This is a genomic window from Curtobacterium sp. AC272 (assembly GCF_979258155.1).
Window position 1 is genome coordinate 1,813,800 of record NZ_OZ409838.1, and the last position, 17,362, is coordinate 1,831,161.

Sequence of the window (17,362 nt, forward strand, 5' to 3'; positions counted from 1 at the left end):
CGGTCGGTCAACGGACGGTGTCAGCCTCGGTGGTCGGACCGGTAGACGATCAAGTCGCGCGATCCGGTTGTCGTGCTGGCCACCGCTAACACTTCGTTGTGCTTTGCTCGACGGTGGGAAGCCAATCGCGTAGAAGGTGCGCGAATCTTGCTGGGTCTTCCTCGTGCAGGAAGTGGCCGTGCTCCGCCCAGACTTCGAATCGGTTGTTCGAAGCTGGTGAGACTGACCTGTCCCACTCCGCGCTTTGGTGACCACTGGCACCCGCGTAGACCGCGAGGATGGGTGCACGTCGGCGAGCGAGAAAGTCTCGTCCTACTGCAGCGCGTCCAACACCTTCTGGGCCGGAGTAGAGGCCGGTGAGCGCGTCCCGTACGACGTTTGCAGGAGTTCCGAGAAGGCGGCGTCGGTGCCATGCGGCGAGCCAGTTCGGGGCCGCGTCTCCGTAGAAGGATGCGAACGCGGCGAGTGCTGCGCCGTGGGGGTTGCGTGTGATCCCTGCCAGCACCTGGTCCAGGCCGTCGTCGGACTTGCCGTACACCGGGTCGACGAGGGCGAGGCCGGACACGACTTCGGGGTGCTCGACGGCGAGGACGGAGGCGATGATCGTGCCCATCGAGTGGCCGACGACCACGACCTGGTGAAGTCCGAGTGCTCTGATCAGCTGGTGGGCGTCCGCAGCGAACAGGTGTGGTGTGTAGCCGGTGGTCGCGGGCCCCGAGCGTCCGTGGCCGCGATGATCGACGACGATGACGCGATGGTCTCGGGCCAGGTCGGTATCGAGCCAGGCCCAGTCGGTTCCATCGCACGCCCAGCCGTGGAGCAGGAGGACGGGACGGCCCTCGCCCTCGTCTGTGTAGAAGAGCTCGACATCGTCGTCAGTGGTGAAGGAGGGCATCGTTGGCTTCCTGTTGTGGACTGGGTTGTGGGACGAGTCGCGTCACGCGCGCAGCTCGGGAGGGTTTGCTCGGTGAGCAGCTACAACGGCAGCTCCGCTGAGGACGAGGTCGACAAGCCGTCGGCAGAATTCCTCGGCTTCCGCGGCGTGTCGGGCCGGATCATCTCCAGCATTGGTGGTGCTGACGTAGTTGAAGACGCCACCGAGGATGGCGTTGAGCAGCAGGCCTGCGGGCGTGGACGCAGGGACGTCCCCGCGAGCGACGCCGCGCCGGACGATGGCACGCGCAGCGTCCACCTGCGTTTCGCGCATTTCTGCTTCGATTTCGTCGAGCTCGGGAGTGCTCAACACGTCGATCCGGAGCCGCAGGATTGCGTTTCCGCCTGGCCCGGTGAGGGTCTGGTGGAGTTCGATTGCGAGTTCGATGAGGTCTTGTTGAAGGGACCCTGTGTCGACCGCGAGCGGGTGAGGGGCGAACCGGTTGATCGCGTCTCGGAGAAGCGCTTGTTTGGTCGGCCACCGGAGGTACGCGGAGGACTTCCCCAATCCCGCGTGCTGGGCAGCCGTGCCGATCGACCAGCCTTGCCACCCACGCTCGCCGTACAGGGCTATGGCAGCGGAAGTGACCCGATCTGCGGCGTCCGCAGCACGAGGACGCCCTGGCGAGCTGCTCATCCGGCCTCCTTGCGTTCCCTCGATCGTAGGGCTAACGTCCATTTCGGACAAGATGGTCCGTAAATCGGAGAATTGGTCGTCACAGCTCGCGTGGTCGGGCATCCCACAACGGGTCGCGACGGTCAGTGACCACCCCAACCCTTGAGTACGACGGAGTACTGCCCATGTCTGAAACCGCTGACGGACCCGACCTGCCGCTGGCAGGCATCAGGGTCATTGATCTCTCGACCGGTCCGCTCCAGTCGGTGGGACGTGTGCTGGCGGACCTCGGAGCGGACGTGGTGCTCGTGGAGCCTCGAGGAGGATCGCTTGGTCGTTCCGGAGGTGTTCTGATCGACGGGGTGAGCGCCACGTTCACCGTCTGGAACGCGAACAAGCGCTCGACGGTTGCCGAAGACGAGCATGCCGTCCGCGCTGCGGTCGCCACCGCAGACGTGTTGCTGCTCGATGGTGCGCGAGCCGATCCTTCGGCGCTGCCGTTCCTGGACCGTGGCGCCACGCTGGACGCGTTCCCGGGGCTCGTCACCATCGTGATGACGGACTTCGGCATGACCGGTCCCCGTGCCGCCTGGGTCGGTAGTCCTGCGGTGCAGTTTGCGTTGGCTGGGCTTCTGGCTCGGTCCGGACTTCCCCGGTTCGCGGAACCGTTGCTACCGCCCGAGTTCCTCGCCTACCAGGCAGCGGCGTCGCAGGCGGTCTGGTTGGTCACGCTCGCCCTCACGCAGCGAGCCGTGAACGGCGTCGGTGACTTCATCGACTTCTCCGTCCTGGAAGCCCTGGTGCACATCCTCGACCCGGGGCTCGGCATCGCTGGGAGTGCGCGCGCCGGCGCTGCCATGCGGGACCTTCCCCGTGGTCGTCCGGATGTGAGCTACCAGTACCCGATCTTCCCCGTGCGGGACGGCTGGGTTCGCATCTGCGTCCTCGGAGTCCGCCAGTGGCGCGGCATGTTCGCGTGGTTGGGACAGCCGGAGGAGTTCTCGGACCCGAAGTACGACGCCACGTCTGTGAGGTTCCGTGCCGCCGGAACGCTCTATCCGATGATCGGGCGCCTGTTCTCCCCCTGACCCGCGAGGAGGCGACCACGCAAGGGCAAAGCCTCGGTGTTCCCGTCGTCGGCTTGGCATCGCCGGATGAGATCCTCACGAACCCTGCATTCATCGACGCCGGCGCCTTCACCGCCGTGGAGCTCGGCGATCACACTGCGACTGCACCCGCTGGTTGGTTCGAGATTGATGGAGTGCGCGTGGGCATCCGCTCCGGCGCACCAGCCGTCGGCCAGGGCGATGAGCTGGCCGTACCGCCACTTCGCGACCGGTTCCCTGCGCCCGCGCCGCACATGCCGTTCGAAGGACTCCGTGTCCTCGACCTCGGGGTCATCGTGGTGGGTGCCGAACTCGGGCGGCTGTTCGCCGACTACGGCGCTGACGTGATCAAGATCGAGAGCACCGGATTCCCAGACGGCAGCCGCCAGTCCGCGACCGGGCAGGAACTGAGCGAGAGTGTGGCCTGGGGCCACCGGAACAAGCGCAGCCTCGGGCTCAACCTGAAGTCCGACGACGGCAGAGCGGTGTTCGCCTCCCTCGTCACGAGCGCCGATGTCGTGCTCACCAACTTCAAGCCGGGAACGCTGGAGAAGCTCGGGTTCGGATGGGATGAACTCAGCGGAATGAACCCACGCATCGTGCTGTCCGAATCCAGTGCGTTCGGGAACACCGGACCGTGGGCACAACGGCTCGGCTACGGCCCGCTGGTCCGTGCAAGTGCCGGGATGAGTGAGCTGTGGCGGTACCCGGAGGACCCGTCCAGCTTCAGCGACGCCATCACGGTCTTCCCCGACCACGTCGTCGCTCGGCTCAACGCTGCAGCGGTGGGGGCTCTCCTTCTGCGGCGGTACCGCACCGGCCGAGGCGGCCGCGTCAGCACGGCGCAAGTCGACGCGATCTTCGGCGCCATGGCAGACCTGCTCGTCCGCGAATCGCTGCAGCCCGGCCAACTCGCAGCCGGCGACCTGCACGGCGGCGACGGGCCCAGGGAGTGTTCCCAGCCCTCGGCGACGACGAGTGGCTCGTCGTCGACGGCTTCGGCGACGATCGTTTCCGCCGCATGGCCACCACGATCGGACACGCGGAGTGGGTTGAGGACCCTCGGTACGGGTCTCCTCGAGCGCGACGAAGCACCGACTCCGCCGAGGAACTCCACCGCGGGCTCTCCGACTGGACTCGTGGACGGACCGCGGAAGTCGCAGCCGAGGCACTGCAAGCAGCCGGTGTGCCCGCGGCCCCCATGCTGCGCATCCAGGAGGTGCAGGACGACGCGCATCTGCGTGCACGCGGTAACTTCGGTGTGCTCTCACAGCCGCAGTTCCCAGAGCCGCTCCCGACGCTGCTCCACGGCATGATCCCGACGAACCTGCCTGAACCACAGCTCCGACCGGCACCGCTCGTGGCGGAACAATCTCGCGACGTCCTCCGCGACGTCCTGGGACTCGATGACACACGGATCGACGCACTCATCGCTTCCGGCGCCGTGGAAGAACACCCCTCGGCCGCGGCGCAACCGACGCAAGGAACCGCAGCATGACCAACGCAGAAGCGCACTCCGGTGACGTCGCCACGATCAGCAACGGGACGGTGCTGACGAGTCTGAGTGGACACGTGCTCACCGTCACACTCAACCGACCTGACGCGCGGAACGCCGTGAACATGGATCTGACCATCGGCGTCGGCACCGCGCTCGACGCGGCTGAAGCAGACCCGGACGTCTGGGTCGTCATCCTCACCGGAGCAGGCGACAGGGCGTTCTGCGCCGGCGCGGACCTCAAGGCTGCCGCCCGAGGTGAGCTCACCACCGATGATCCACGCCTTGCACGCTGGGGATTTGCCGGGTACGTCGCGCACGCCATCTCGAAGCCGACCATCGCGGCGGTCAATGGTTTCGCGCTCGGCGGTGGAACCGAACTCGTGCTCGCAAGCGATCTCGCCGTCGCCGTCGACACCGCGACCTTCGGACTGCCCGAGGTGAAACGCGGCATCGTCGCCGGTGCCGGTGGTGCGTTCCGCTTGCCACGACAGATCCCGCAGAAGGCCGCAATGGAAGCCATGCTCACCGGGCAGCCGGTCTCGGCGCAACGTGCGCTCGAGCTCGGACTCCTCAACCGCGTCGTCTCCGCGGATCGCCTGCAGGAGACCGCGGTTGAGCTCGCCGAGGCGATCTGTCAGAACGCGCCGCTCGCTGTTCAGACCACGAAGCGCATCGCCCTTGGGATCATCGACGGCCGGGTGCCTGCCGAGGACCAGGACTGGACCCGAACTACCGACGAGACGGCGGCGGTGATGCGCAGCGACGACGCGAAGGAGGGCATGCGGGCATTTGCGGAGAAACGTTCACCGGAGTGGCGAGGCCAGTGACCCATGCTGCCGACCAGCGCTTCCCAGGCTGACGCCACAGCACACGGCACAGTTCCCCCACTGGAGCAGATCACCGCGAACGTGTGGGCGTGCCCACTCGCCTTGCCGAGCCACCAGCGCAGACTCGGGTACACCCTCAGCTACCTCCTCCTCGACGACGACGGACGGGTCCATGTGATCGATCCCGGGTTCGACTCCGAGGAGAACCGCGCACGTCTCCGCGCCGCCATCGCCCACATCGGCCCACACGGTGTGGTCGCGAGCATCCTGATCACACATCTCCACGAGGACCACCTCGGCCTCGCCGACGCGCTCCGCGAAGAGACCGGCGCTCGTGTCGTGATGCACCGGACAGAAGCCGACGCGCTCGAGCGGCGCCGCGCGACGGCCGGCCCGGACCTCGCCGTCTGGGCTGTGCCGCACGATCGACGCAGCGAGATCAAGAGCCTCCGCGCGAGCCTCCGTCCAGACGAACCCGTCGTTCACAGTGACGTCCTCCTCGACGGCACGGTCGACCGATTCGATGCGGGCGACGTCGAGATCGAAGCCCTGCACACACCCGGGCACACCTCCGGGCACGTCTGTTTCCGCCTAGCCGCCGACAAGCTGCTGTTCAGTGGTGACCACGTCCTGCCCGCGCTCCACCCCGGCATCGGACTCGGTGGTCGCGATGCAGGGGATGACCCAGTCGGGGACTACCAGCGCAGCCTGGACCTGCTTTCCCCGTTCGGCGACCACCAGGTCCTTCCCGGACACAACTTCCGCTTCACCGGTCTGCTGCAGCGCGTCGACCAACACCGCCGCCATCATCAGCGCCGCACCGACGAGGTCATGGCGGTGATGCAGACGGATCCTGACGCGACCACATGGGACGTCGCGTCGTCCCTGACCTGGACGGCAGGGTGGAAAAACATGCGCGGCTTCTACCTGTACTCCGCGCTCGCGCAGACACAGATGCACATCGACCACGTCCGCGCCACGCAGATCCCCAGACCGACCTCAGGAGCAGCCGCATGAGCGACACCATCGATCCGCGCACCCCCGTCATCATCGGCGTCGGCCAGGTAAGCGATCCCATCGACTCGTCGGAGTACCACCGTTGGAGCGCCGTCGATCTCGCAGCCAACGCCGCACGAGCGGCGATCCTCGATGCCGGTGTCGATCCCGCCACGATCGACACCGTCGCCGGCGTCCGGCAGTTCGAGATCTCAACCCCGGTTGCCACAGCGCCATTGGGCAAGTCGAACAACTACCCGCGGTCCGTTGCAGCCCGAATCGGTGCCGCACCTCAACGAGCGGTCCTCGAAGTTGCCGGAGGGCAGAGCCCACAACACCTCATCACCGAATTCGCCGGCGTCATCGCACGCGACGAGGCAGAAACGGTGCTGATCTTCGGCTCCGAGGCGATCTCCACGACGCGCGCGCTCGTCGGAAGGGAAGACGCTCCAGACTTCTCCGAGGAGATCGATGGCGACCTCGAAGACCGAGGATACGGTCTGGACGGTCTCGTCGACGCGGCGCAAGGTGAGCATGCGCTCACCGGCGCGCCCGAACAGTACGCTCTGTTCGACACCGCGCGGCGGCTCCGGAACCAGAACAGCCGCGAGGACTATGCGCGGGAGATCGGAGAACTGTTCGCGCCGTTCACCGATGTCGCCGCGGCCAACCCCTTCGCTGCCGCGCCGGTTCGACGGGACGCGGACGACCTGATGACCGTCACCGAACGCAACCGGATGATCGCCGACCCGTACCCGCGGTTCGTGGTCGCACGCGACCAGGTGAACCAAGGCGCTGCCGTGCTGTTGACGAGCGTCGCGTCAGCACGGGCAGCAGGCGTTCCTGAAGCACGGTGGGTTTATCTGCACGGCCACGCCGACCTCTGCGAACGAACACTCCTGAACCGCCCTGACCTGTCGACCAGCCCCGCATCCGTGCGAGCCGCAGCGATGGCGATCGAGCGCGCGGGTACCAGTAACGATGCGATCAGCACCTTCGACCTCTACAGCTGCTTCCCGATCGCGGTCCTGAATATCACCGACGGACTCGGCCTCTCCCACGTCGATGAGCGCGGGCTGACACTGACCGGTGGGCTCCCGTTCTTCGGTGGCGCCGGCAACAACTACTCGATGCACGCCGTCGTCGAGACCGTGCACCGGCTGCGACAGCGGCCAGGCACCCTCGGCTTCGTCGGAGCGAACGGCGGCTTGCTCAGCAAGTACTCGGCAGCCGTCTACTCCACGACCTACAAGCCATGGGTGGCATCGTCCGACGAGGACGCCCAACACGCACTCGATGCGGCCCCGACCGTACCGATCGTCGAACACCCGACCGGACCGGTCACCATCGAGACGTCGACCGTCAAGTACGGTCAGGGCGACGCCATCGGCATCGTCATCGGTCGCGATGCCGAAGACCGACGCTTCATCGCCACAACGGTCCCCGGCGACACCGCCACGGTCACTGCGCTCCTCGCTGAGGACCCTCAAGAGCGCCGCCTCTTCGCCGCGCACGTCGGGGCCCACAACTTCGTCGCGCTCCTGGAGGACACCCTCCGGTCGGTCACCGCCGCTTGACTCCGGCACTCAGCAGGGCAGCTCGCAATCGCGATCCCGTCCGGCCGTGACGGTCGCGGCGGGCGGGATCGCGAGTCGATCAGGGCAGCGCCGTCCTGGACGGCGATCAGCAGGTGCCGGTACGCCCGCCCAAGAGCGTCGCGACGCGACGAAGGCGCCCGGCGGTGTCCTCTTCATCCACGAAAAGTCGATCACCCTGCTCAAAGCCGTCACGAAGGCAGGTCGCGGCAAGCATGAGCAGGGGCCGAGACATCTCAGCCGCATACTGGTGGGCCTGGCCGCGCAGTTCGAGGAGACGGGTAATGGTCGCTGCTGCAGCCTGGAGGCCGTCCTTCCAGTACCCCTGGGCTTGATCCAGAAGATCCGGATAACGGCGGAGGACCCGGCGACGCAGCTCGGGGTCCACGTCGTCGAGGCCGTTCCCGAGGATCAGGAAAACGACGTGGACCACGGCAGACGCCAGATCAGACGGCAGGTTCTCCAATCCACTGTCGACGACCTCGTGCGGAGGTTCCAGACTGAGTCCGAGGAGTGCCGCTTCTTTGGTAGAGAAGTAGTTGAAGAACGACCGTGGGGAGATGTCTGCGTCTCGGGCAATCACTTCAATCGTTGTGGCTGGCAGACCTCGAGCGAGACAGCTTTCACGGGCAGCCAGGATGATCCGTCGCCGGGTCGCGATCCGCTTGCGTTCACGGAGGCCGAAATGGCGATCGACTCGTTGTCCCGACGGAGCATCCATGACGTGCCCTTCCAGATCCTGAGGAGTCAGCCGAGCGCGCCGGTCTCGGCGGCGACGGCGTCGCCGTCGGCTTCTTCGGGGGAGAATTCGTTCTCTCGCTCCCCGTCGCGCTGCGCATGAGCAGCTGCGTGGTTGCCGTGGCGTCCACGCCGATGGTGTGCAGGGTCGCTTGGCCCGTGCATACTCACGGTCAGCTCGACGGGACCGGACTCTGAGATCGCAGTTGCGGTGAAGACCATCCCGGCGTTGGCCTCCGTCCCGGCGACGTCCGTGGCCGTTGTGTGGGCCGGGCCGTCAGCGTGGGGTGCGGTGAGGGCACGCTCCGGTTCCCGATCGACCGTCGTCCCCAACTGCGGTGCCAGGTCGCTCGGGACAGCAGCGATCGGTGTGACGTAGCCCGCATGGGCCATGTTCGCGACCTGTGCCGTGATCATCATCGACCGGTGACCACGGGCACGGTTCCGTCGCGCCTTGGCGACGAAGTAGGGCTTGCCGACTAGCGCCAGCGCGATGCCCACCGCGGCGTAGCACGCGAGCAGCAGCCAGCCGTGCCACGCGTCAGGGCCGACGCCGTACACGTCGCGTCGGAGCAGATTGATTGTCGCGGTGCCCGTCACGAAGTCGTGCAGGAACCGGAACGGCTGCGGAACCAGTTCCGGCGGGTAGGCACCGCCGGAACTCGGGACGTTCGCGAACACAAACAACAGCAGCGCAGCCGCGGTGACGAACCGACCGAAGAAGTAGGCGAGCCCGTTGACGATGCAGCCCACCGCGAAACTCGTCGCCGCACCGATCGCCCACATGGACCAGAAGTGTCCGTCGACGACCTGGATCACGAATCGCGCCAGGAGCATCGCGATGAACGGGAACACGATGCTCGTCGCGCCGAAGATCGAGAACCGTTGCCAGTGCTTCAACCCACCGCCCATCATGCCCACGAACATCGCCGCCATGTACCCGGCAATCGTGCACAACAGCGTCAGGTAGAACAGCGAGGTCCCGAACGAGTCGCGCGTCGGCAATGGCGCGACGTCATCCGTGGTCAGCACCGCGTTCGAGGCAGCAGCGACGGGTTGGAAGAACTCCCGTGCGAGGCTCGACAGCTGGAAGCTGTTCGCACTGGCCACCACGAGTGTCGCCTTGCCCTGCTCCGGCACATACGCCGCCGCGATGTCGCCGCGACGGACCTCGGACTTCGCGTCGGAGAGGCTCTCGATAACGCTGACCTTCACGGCGCCCTTCGACGCGGACTGGATCTGTTGCGCGACGGGCTGCATCACCGAGGACTGCCCAACGACCGCGACCGGCACGTTCTTGAACGAGGGCGAGTGGAACGCGAACACGTAGCAGAACGCGAACGCCAAGATGAAGAACGTCGGCAGCCACAGCTGCAGGCCGATCATCTGCACTGCCGGTGGCAGCGTCTCGTACCAGGCGCGGTAGCGGGCGCGGTACCCGATGGGTCGGGTGTCAGTGGTGGTCATGAGGTCTCTTCTGCTCAAGGCGGGCACGGCGGGCACTGGCCCGGGCGTTGAAACGGGTGAGGAGGCTCGCGAACATCTCGAGCTCGTCCTCGGTGAATTCCTCCGCGAGCTCGCGGAGTCCGTCGACGCCGGCACGGTTCAACTCGTCGAGCCGGTCCAGGCCTGCAATGGTCAGGGAGACCAAGCTTGCGCGTCCGTCGTCGGGATCCGGAACCGACTGCACGAAGCCGTCGGACTCGAGCCAAGCGACGCGGCGACTGATCGATGCACGGGACAGGCCGAGGTCCGCTGCCACATCGCTGGCGCGGATCGGTCCGGTGCGACCGAGTCCACGGAGGATCAGCCGCGTCAGGTTGTCCGGGCGGTCCTCCGACTCGCTCAGCGCGGCCGCAGTCACGTGTCGGTTCCAGAGCTGCGAGATCTGATCGTGCAGGAGGGCCTCTGCTCGCGTTCGCCGTTCATTCACTGCGCTAGTATAAACTAGTTGCGCAGCGTACGCAACTAGACCGGGCTCGCGTCCGGCACCTTCATCTTCGGGAGAACCATGGAAACCACGAACCCAGCTGGCCTTCGTGCGGCGCTGCTCGCCGGCGTCACCAACCGCGCGACGACAGACGAGTTTGACCTCCATGCTGAGCTCCGCGCGATCCTCGCTCCCCTGGGCCTGACCCCAGAGGACACCGGAGGGAGCATCAGCTTCGACCGCTTGGACCCGCTGATCCCGTCGAGCATCCGCTTGGGTGCCGCCAGTGCGCTCGCGCTCATGCAGCAATCGGTCGTCGCAGCCGCGATCTGGCGGGAGCGAACTGGTGTCGGTCAGGACATCAGCGTCGACCTCGGACAGGCGATCCGGCGGCTCGCTCCCGCGAGCGAGCGACGCTGGGAACTGATCAACGGCTACCCGGCCGCGACAGCCGACAAGTCGATCAGTTTCCTCGTCCACCCACAACCCACGGGAGACGGCCGCCACGTCGTGGCCGCAAACGTCTACCCGGCACTGAAGAGCCAGATGCTCGAGGCGCTCGACTGTGCGGACACCCCAACGGCGCTCCGCCGTGCGCTTACACACCACACAGCCGACGAACTCGAGCAGATGGGTGAGGCCGGCGGGTTTGTAATGGCCAAGGTACGCAGTGTCCAGGAATTCGTCGAGGAACCCGTCTTCGAGCACCTGGCCTCGAAGCCCCTCATCGAGATCGAGCGGATCGGCGATTCGGAGCCGGAGCCCTTCGACCCGTTCGGCCTGGCCCCTCTGTCCGGCATTCGCGCGCTCGGGATGGGACATGTCATCGCTGGCGCGGGCATCGGGCGTTCGCTCGCCTCGCTCGGCGCCGACGTCCTTCAAGTCTGGCGCGCCACCGAGTGGGAGCAGGACGCGCTCGTCGCGACGGCAAACGTCGGAGCGCGTTCCACACGGCTGGACGTCCGAGCGCCCGAGGGACAACAGCAACTGCACGAACTCCTTCGCGGCGCAGACGTCTTCTTCGCCAACCGACGCCCCGGCCTGCTCGACTCCATCGGCATGAGTGTCGATGACGCGATCGCACAGCGACCGGGCCTGGTGTACGTGACCGTGTCCACCCACGGCGAGACCGGGCCGTGGGCGAACCGGATCGGCTTCGACCAGCCAGCAGGTGCCGTGACCGGCATGCTCGCGGCGGAAGGCACACTCGAGGATCCGAAGCTCCCGCCGACGGGCATCGTCAACGACTACCTCGTTGCCTGGCTAGCGGCGACCGGCGCCATGGAGGCGCTCCGTCGACGGGCACGAGACGGTGGCTCATACAAGGTGCACATCTCGCTCGACCGAGCATCCATGTGGATCCTGTCCCTCGGGACCCTCGACAAGAACTACGTGCGCGACACCGTCGGCCGCGGCGAAACGCACCAGCTGATCGACCCGCAACTGTTCCGCACCGTCACGCCCGCCGGGCTTTACCAGGGGGTCACCGAACAGGTCACCCTGTCGCGCACACCGCACCACTACACGAATGTGCTCTCCCCCAGGGGTGCGGACGCCCCGTCTGGCTCCCAAAGCCGGGACCACTCCAAGGCGGCAGCTTCGCCGGAACCCCGCGTCCGACGAGCTAAGGCGGAACAGAAGTCGGCACGTCGACTCGGTCCGCGTACAGAGTCTCGATAGCCGATGGGCTGCCGCGATGTCAGTGACGTTCGAGTACGAGGCGTGCGCCGAAACCGATGAGGACGACGCCGGCGGTGCGATCGATGATCTTCAGCGCGCGAGCGTTCGCAAGCCAGCGGCGTGCCGCCTGGGCACCCCAGATGATGCCGGCGAACCACAGCAGACCGATAACGTCGTGGACACCCGCCAGGAGCAACCCCATCCCGAGGTGCGAGGCGCCCTCGGGGATGAACTGCGGGATCGTGGCGACGTAGAACGCGCCAATCTTCGGGTTAAGCAGGTTCGTCCATGCCCCCGTGAGAAAGCTACGCCACAGCGGCATCGGTGCCGATAGCTGGTCGAGGGCAGCGGGCAGGTGCTGGAAGCTCCGGACGATGAGCATCACGCCGAGGTAGGCCATATACGCCGCGCCCACGACGGTCAGCGCGCGGTACGCGAGTTCGGAAGCGGCGAGCAGGGCCGCCGCACCGACTGCGGCAGCAGCTCCCCAGACCAGCGCGCCCACGCTCACGCCGAGGGCTGTGACGGTCGCACGGCGCCGCGACTGCGTCAACGCAGATCGGAGCACCAACGTGGTGTCCAAGCCGGGAATAACGGTGAGGACCGCCGCGACGGCGGCAAATCCAAGAAGCGCTGAGTTGATCGTCACCACACCACGATACGAGCGCGAGCCCATCCCGATAGCCGATCGTTGTCCGGTCGTCTAGTCGACGAAGCCTCGGAGCGAGTTAATCGCGTCGGCGGTGCGAGTGTCTCCGCCGATGACATCGAACTGCTGGTGGGTCATGGTTGGGTCTGCGAGAACGGCGACGATGAGTGCGGCGAGGTCCGCGCGGGCGATCGCTCCGTGCGGCACGGTCGTCCCGACGTGGACTCCTCCTGTTTGAGCGCCCTGGGTGAGAGCGTCGGGTCTGATGATCGTCCACCCGAGAACGGTGCCGCGGAGGTCGGCGTCCGCTGTACGCTTGGCCCGGAGGAGCACATCGACGACGGGGTCCCCGAGGTCCTCGTCGGTGCGGTGCGCGGAGACGAGAACGAAACGGCCGACGCCGGCGGCGACGGATGCGTCCGCAGCGGTCATGATGGCGTCGCGGTCGAGTCGCTCCACGAGGTCGCGGGTGTCTCCCCACCCGCTCCCCGCCGCGTACACCACGGCGTCGGTACCGGTCAGAACAGCCGTCAGCTCCTCCGGGGTCGCTGTCATCAGATCCACGACGACTCCCGTCGCGCCGTCCGCATGCAGAGCGGCGACGTGCTCGGGGTCGCGGACTGTTCCAACGACGGCGTGTCCGGCGGCGAGGAGCTGCGTGACGACGTGCGCTCCGGTGCGGCGGTGGGCTCCGATGACGGCGACGCGGCTCATCAGCGGAGCATGTTCTGGCCGCCGTCGATTGCGATCGTCTGGCCGGTCACCCAGCCGGCGTCGTCGCTGAGGAGCCAGCGGACGCTTGCGGTGATGTCCTGCGGGGTGCCGACTCGGCCGATGAGTGTCCGACTGGCCGCGCCCTCGACCATCCGGGCGCTGTCGCCCATGCCGCCCGCTTCGAACGAAGCCGGTATCGGTCACGAAGCCGGGGGCGAGCGTGTTGACGGTGATCCCGCGCTTCCCGGTTCGGGTCGCGAGGTCACGGCCGTAGCCGCCGAGAGCGGCCTTGGCGGTCGCGTAGGGGCCACCGGCGCCGTCGAGGCCTGCGGTTCTCCTGCCTCGTCCTGCCCCGAGGACCAGGTGGCGCCGCGGTCGCCGCGCCACCTGGTCGGGTGTCAAGGCGGTCTAGCCGCGGATGTTGCGCGGGTCGTTGCCAGGAGAGATGGTGTCCTTCGCCCGGATCTGACCGTCGCGGCCGTGGATGTTGAGTTCGCCGCCGCCGGCGTTGCCGACGATCTGCCGACCACGGTCGATGGCCTGTGCCTGGGTGTCGGTGTGGGCCGAGGAGCGGCTTGCGCCGGGAGCCTTCACGTCCCATCCGCCATTGGGGTTCTGGACGACGTGGCGGTCGCTGGAGTTGGTCATGGTGGTTTGTTCCGTCCTGCCGCGGGGTGCGGCGGTGTAGGTGGTCGGCGAGGAGTTTCCCGCCGACCACCGGATGATGCGGTGGGGATTACGCGCCGGTGGCGACGGATGCATTCATCTGGACGTTGGTCGCGGCGCGCTGCGCGTTGGTGACCGACGCGAACGCTTCGCCGGAGGCTGCGACCTTGTCACTGGAGCGCCATGCCCGCCACCGCCACTTGCCAGCGGTGTCCAGGTACACGTCGTACCGCGCGGTGACGGACCCGGTCTTGAACGCGGTGGCGGCGCGCTGCGCGTTGGTGGAGGAGACGAACGTTTCCCCCGCCCAAGCGACCATTTCGTTGTTAGCGCCGTAGAGCCACCAGGACCACTGGGCGTTCTGGGTGGGCTTGATTTCGAAACGGAGGGTCACTGTGCCCTCTCCTTTCGTACTGGCAGAGCTGCGTCTGCGAAGGAGACGCCGCGAGAAAGCGGCGGCGAGAGGATGCGGCTGCGCGAGCACGGCCGCGTGGGTCGGCTCAGAAGATGGAGCCGACGTGAGGAAGTGCCGCAGACAGGGCCGACGACACGCCCAACTGCGAGGTGGCGGAACCGCAAGATTGGGCGGCGCCGCGACGCGATTTGGGTCCTCGTGGGTACAGTGAGTTCAGCCGGTGAGAGTGATCATGTGGTGACTCCGATCTGGTGTGGAAAACCACGGTGAGCGCTTGGGCCTGCGAAACTTCGGCGCGCATCGTGTGCAGTGACAGCCCTCGACTGGAAGACCCAGTCGGGGGTTTGTTGCTGTTCGGGCGGATGACCGCCCTCACAGGAACAAACTACATCTTGTGCCCGACACCGCACCCGACCACAAGGGAAAGTGTTACAGCGGTGTAGTTCTCCACAACGTCCTCCACAGTGTGGACAGGTTGGTGTACCCCGGAAATCCGGCCGTCTGGACGTCACCTCCCACACTCCTCCACACCCTGTGATGGGATCTCTCCACACGTGTGGACCGCCCGCCGTCGGCGTGTCGCGGCGGCCGGGCCGTGGATGACGGCTTGACGGCCGTCGCATCATGATCGGCGACTTTACGAACCTCGCAGCAGCCTTCCTTGGCGCAGTCGACCATCCTCGCGCCGCCGGCCCACTGATGCAGCACATGACCGACAGGTCCCGCAGCGATCTCGGACGTGATCGGGGGCATGGTACGACCGACCACGAGTGCTATGAAGCTCTCGAAGCGCAGATCGATCGCCTCCGACACTCCATGGGCGCGTACGACTGACGCGTCCAATAGTCGATGGGCAACCGACACGAACCGCGGTTCGAACCGGAGCTCCCCGCGGCACACGTGAGTCGCGCGCTCAGGCGTTCGATTGTTGGCTGGCGAGGACCCCCTTGAACAGGTTGACGACGCCGTCGGGTGCGCCGGATCCGAAGATGGTGTCGATCGTGCGGTGCGCAGCGATCGCTGCCTGTTGACTCCGCGGGAACATCACAGCCTCGTATGCCGCGAGGGCGGCTTCGATGTCATCGGGGTGCGCCGCGATCGCTTCGCCGAGCTGGGCACCGTCAAACATTGCGAGGTTCGCACCGTCACCGCCGGGGACGGTGACATGGGCAGCGTCACCGATGAGGGTGACGCCGGGTACGCGGGCCCAGTGGTGATCGTCCGGAAGCTGGAAGATCTTCCGCAGGACCGGGGCGTCGTCGCCCTCGGCGATGAGAGCGGTGAGCTTCGGCGACCAACCGTCGAATTCGGCTGCAATCCGTGTCCGTGATGCGACAGCGTCGGTGAAGTCGATGTCGTCGAACCACCCCTCGGGCCGGAGCAGGACGACGTAGGTGTGGACGACATCGCCAACTTCATGGTGCGCGAGGAACCCCTTACGGGGGACAATCCCGTAGAGCGCACCATCGCCGACCGTGGCGGCGATGTCCGGGTACTGCTCCGCAACGTCGTGGAGGTAGCTGTCGACATAGCTCACCCCCGAGTAGGCCGGCACAGCGCTCGAGACGAGCTGGCGGACGCGAGACCAGGTGCCGTCTGCGCCGACGAGCACGTCGGTGTCAACCGTCGTGCCGTCCGCGAATGCCAACTCGTGTCGCCCGTCGCCGATGGGAACCGCCGCGAGGAGCTTCTTGCCCCACTCCACGGCATCCGCGGGCAGGGAGTCGAGCAGGATGCGGCGGATGTCGCCGCGCAGCGTCTCCGGGTGGGACATGGATCCGTCGTCCGGAACTTCAACCAGCACGGTGCCGTCGGTGTCGTAGACGCGTCGTGCGCCGCCGCCGCGGTGGATGATGCCGAGGTACTCCTCGGTCAATCCCGCCATCTCGAGCGCGCGTTGCCCGTCTTCCTCGTGGAGGTCGAGCTGACCGCCCTGGGTACGGACGTCCGCGGAGGCTTCCGCTTCGTAGACCGTGGCGTGGATGCCCGCCACGTGCAGAACGCGGGCAAGGGTGAGGCCGCCGAGGCCGGCGCCGATGATCGAGATGGCAGGTGCCATGTGAGTCCTCCGCTTGACGTCATAGTTTTGATACGAACAATGTTCGAGTCGAATTGTGTTCGTGTCAAGCGGTAGGATCACCCCATGGCAGGACGACGTGTGACGCGAAGATTGGTCAGCCGCGATCAGTGGCAGGCGCTCCTCGCATCACCGCCGCCGTCGGACGCCCGTGAACCGGCGACCCGCCGCGGCCGCATGCCAATCTCACGGCAGCGGATCATCGACGCCGCGCTGGTAGTGGTCGCGTCCGGCGGATATGAGCAGCTCACGATGCGCTCGGTCGCCGACGCGCTCGATACAGGCCCGGCGTCCCTGTATCAGCACGTGCGGGACAAGTCGGAGCTCGGTGACTTGTTGGTCAGCGAACTGTGCTCCCGGGTAGCCCTCCCGGAGGTTGATCCATCGCGCTGGCGAGAACAGTTCGTGGATGTGTGCGTGGCGCTCCGTGACCAGTTCCTCGCGTATCCGGGTGTCGCTGCTGTCGCGTTGGCGGCGGTGCCAGCGGACCTCGGACCGCTGCGACTGCAGGAAGCACTGTTTTCGCTTCTCCTCGCCGGCGGCGCTGATCCGCAGGACGCCGCGTGGACCACCGACGCAGCGCACCTGTACGTCATTGCCTACTGTCTCGAGGCATCGGCTGCGAGCGAGCAGGCCGTCCGGGTGCCGGAGGAGACCATCGATCCCGCGGAGATCGCCGCGCGGCTGCGGATGCTTCCGCTCGAGCAGTTCCCGAATACGGTCAGGCACGCCGACCTGCTGACGTCCGGGGCCGGCCACGAACGGTTCGACTTCACCCTCGAGCGAATGCTCCGCAACCTTGGTCATGGATAGGTCAACTGAGGACGAACGTCGACGGGGTCGAGCGGCGATGCCAAAAGTACGACCTGGCGCTGCGTGTGGGGCTCGATACTGCCGAGTCAAGCCCGCTAGACCTTGTCTC

General features: G+C 66.8%; 18 protein-coding genes and 1 pseudogene. 8 read left to right on the forward strand and 11 right to left on the reverse strand.

Translation table 11 applies throughout. The features are described from left to right. Positions 1-85 precede the first annotated feature (85 nt). Both ACZZ0J_RS09295 and ACZZ0J_RS09300 read right to left on the reverse strand, forming a co-directional pair. Positions 86-895: an alpha/beta fold hydrolase gene (locus ACZZ0J_RS09295; RefSeq protein WP_463436389.1), complete on the reverse strand. Its 810-nt coding sequence runs from the start codon at positions 893-895 to the stop codon at positions 86-88. Positions 896-937: 42 nt separating this feature from the next. Further along, on the reverse strand, positions 938-1,672 hold the full coding sequence (locus tag ACZZ0J_RS09300) for a TetR/AcrR family transcriptional regulator (RefSeq protein ID WP_463436391.1): 735 nt from the start codon (positions 1,670-1,672) through the stop codon (positions 938-940). 62 nt (positions 1,673-1,734) lie between these two features. Here ACZZ0J_RS09300 and ACZZ0J_RS09305 point away from each other — a divergent pair, with 62 nt between their 5' ends. The 6 genes and pseudogenes from ACZZ0J_RS09305 (at position 1,735) to ACZZ0J_RS09330 (ending at position 7,553) form a co-directional block, all read left to right on the forward strand. Next, positions 1,735-2,637 carry a CoA transferase gene (locus ACZZ0J_RS09305; protein ID WP_463436393.1) on the forward strand — a complete coding sequence of 301 codons (903 nt, stop codon included), beginning with the start codon at positions 1,735-1,737 and terminating at the stop codon, positions 2,635-2,637. A 272-nt stretch (positions 2,638-2,909) separates the two neighbouring features. Further along, a pseudogene (locus ACZZ0J_RS09310) lies at positions 2,910-3,518 on the forward strand (CoA transferase); the annotation flags it as partial. A 29-nt stretch (positions 3,519-3,547) separates the two neighbouring features. Continuing rightward, positions 3,548-4,153 (forward strand): CoA transferase, encoded by a 606-nt coding sequence (locus ACZZ0J_RS09315; protein ID WP_463438164.1) that lies wholly within the window; start codon positions 3,548-3,550, stop codon positions 4,151-4,153. Continuing rightward, complete coding sequence (locus ACZZ0J_RS09320; protein ID WP_463436395.1) at positions 4,150-4,980, forward strand: crotonase/enoyl-CoA hydratase family protein; 831 nt, start codon at positions 4,150-4,152, stop codon at positions 4,978-4,980. The genes ACZZ0J_RS09315 and ACZZ0J_RS09320 overlap by 4 nt, the downstream gene beginning before the upstream one ends. A gap of 3 nt (positions 4,981-4,983) precedes the next feature. Beyond that, entirely contained in the window at positions 4,984-5,997 is a 1,014-nt protein-coding gene (locus tag ACZZ0J_RS09325) for an MBL fold metallo-hydrolase (RefSeq protein WP_463436397.1), read from the forward strand. Then, complete coding sequence (locus tag ACZZ0J_RS09330; RefSeq protein WP_463436399.1) at positions 5,994-7,553, forward strand: acetyl-CoA acetyltransferase; 1,560 nt, start codon at positions 5,994-5,996, stop codon at positions 7,551-7,553. Before ACZZ0J_RS09325 ends, ACZZ0J_RS09330 begins: the two co-directional genes overlap by 4 nt. A gap of 106 nt (positions 7,554-7,659) precedes the next feature. On the opposite strand, the gene ACZZ0J_RS09335 is transcribed toward ACZZ0J_RS09330, so the two are convergent. The 3 genes from ACZZ0J_RS09335 to ACZZ0J_RS09345 are packed head-to-tail and all read right to left on the reverse strand — an operon-like array spanning position 7,660 to position 10,173. Then, the gene (locus tag ACZZ0J_RS09335) at positions 7,660-8,292 is read right to left on the reverse strand and encodes a TetR/AcrR family transcriptional regulator (RefSeq protein WP_463436401.1); all 633 of its coding nucleotides are present in this window, start codon (positions 8,290-8,292) and stop codon (positions 7,660-7,662) included. Between the two features lie 26 nt (positions 8,293-8,318). Beyond that, positions 8,319-9,776 carry an ABC transporter permease gene (locus tag ACZZ0J_RS09340; RefSeq protein WP_463436403.1) on the reverse strand — a complete coding sequence of 486 codons (1,458 nt, stop codon included), beginning with the start codon at positions 9,774-9,776 and terminating at the stop codon, positions 8,319-8,321. Further along, a complete protein-coding gene (locus ACZZ0J_RS09345) occupies positions 9,763-10,173 on the reverse strand; it encodes a MarR family winged helix-turn-helix transcriptional regulator (RefSeq protein ID WP_463436405.1) in 411 nt (136 codons plus the stop codon). Before ACZZ0J_RS09345 ends, ACZZ0J_RS09340 begins: the two co-directional genes overlap by 14 nt. Positions 10,174-10,320: 147 nt before the next feature. Here ACZZ0J_RS09345 and ACZZ0J_RS09350 point away from each other — a divergent pair, with 147 nt between their 5' ends. Continuing rightward, positions 10,321-11,919 carry a CoA transferase gene (locus tag ACZZ0J_RS09350; protein WP_463436407.1) on the forward strand — a complete coding sequence of 533 codons (1,599 nt, stop codon included), beginning with the start codon at positions 10,321-10,323 and terminating at the stop codon, positions 11,917-11,919. Between the two features lie 19 nt (positions 11,920-11,938). Here ACZZ0J_RS09350 and ACZZ0J_RS09355 read toward each other — a convergent pair whose 3' ends face one another. From ACZZ0J_RS09355 to ACZZ0J_RS09380, 6 genes are all read right to left on the reverse strand, one after another. Then, positions 11,939-12,568: a LysE family translocator gene (locus ACZZ0J_RS09355; RefSeq protein ID WP_463436409.1), complete on the reverse strand. Its 630-nt coding sequence runs from the start codon at positions 12,566-12,568 to the stop codon at positions 11,939-11,941. Positions 12,569-12,622: 54 nt separating this feature from the next. Then, positions 12,623-13,282, reverse strand: a complete 660-nt coding sequence (locus tag ACZZ0J_RS09360; protein ID WP_463436411.1) for an NAD(P)H-binding protein — start codon at positions 13,280-13,282, stop codon at positions 12,623-12,625. After that, positions 13,282-13,452 carry an SDR family oxidoreductase gene (locus ACZZ0J_RS09365; RefSeq protein WP_463436413.1) on the reverse strand — a complete coding sequence of 57 codons (171 nt, stop codon included), beginning with the start codon at positions 13,450-13,452 and terminating at the stop codon, positions 13,282-13,284. The genes ACZZ0J_RS09360 and ACZZ0J_RS09365 overlap by 1 nt, the downstream gene beginning before the upstream one ends. Before the next feature lie 238 nt (positions 13,453-13,690). Beyond that, positions 13,691-13,930 (reverse strand): DUF2188 domain-containing protein, encoded by a 240-nt coding sequence (locus ACZZ0J_RS09370; RefSeq protein ID WP_463436415.1) that lies wholly within the window; start codon positions 13,928-13,930, stop codon positions 13,691-13,693. An 88-nt stretch (positions 13,931-14,018) separates the two neighbouring features. After that, positions 14,019-14,342, reverse strand: coding sequence for a YegP family protein (locus tag ACZZ0J_RS09375; RefSeq protein ID WP_463436417.1), 324 nt, complete (start codon positions 14,340-14,342; stop codon positions 14,019-14,021). Positions 14,343-15,276: 934 nt separating this feature from the next. Continuing rightward, positions 15,277-16,422: an FAD-dependent oxidoreductase gene (locus tag ACZZ0J_RS09380; RefSeq protein ID WP_463436419.1), complete on the reverse strand. Its 1,146-nt coding sequence runs from the start codon at positions 16,420-16,422 to the stop codon at positions 15,277-15,279. 84 nt (positions 16,423-16,506) lie between these two features. On the opposite strand from ACZZ0J_RS09380, the gene ACZZ0J_RS09385 reads away from it, so the two are divergent. Continuing rightward, entirely contained in the window at positions 16,507-17,253 is a 747-nt protein-coding gene (locus ACZZ0J_RS09385) for a TetR/AcrR family transcriptional regulator (RefSeq protein ID WP_463436421.1), read from the forward strand. The last annotated feature ends 109 nt before the right edge of the window (positions 17,254-17,362 follow it).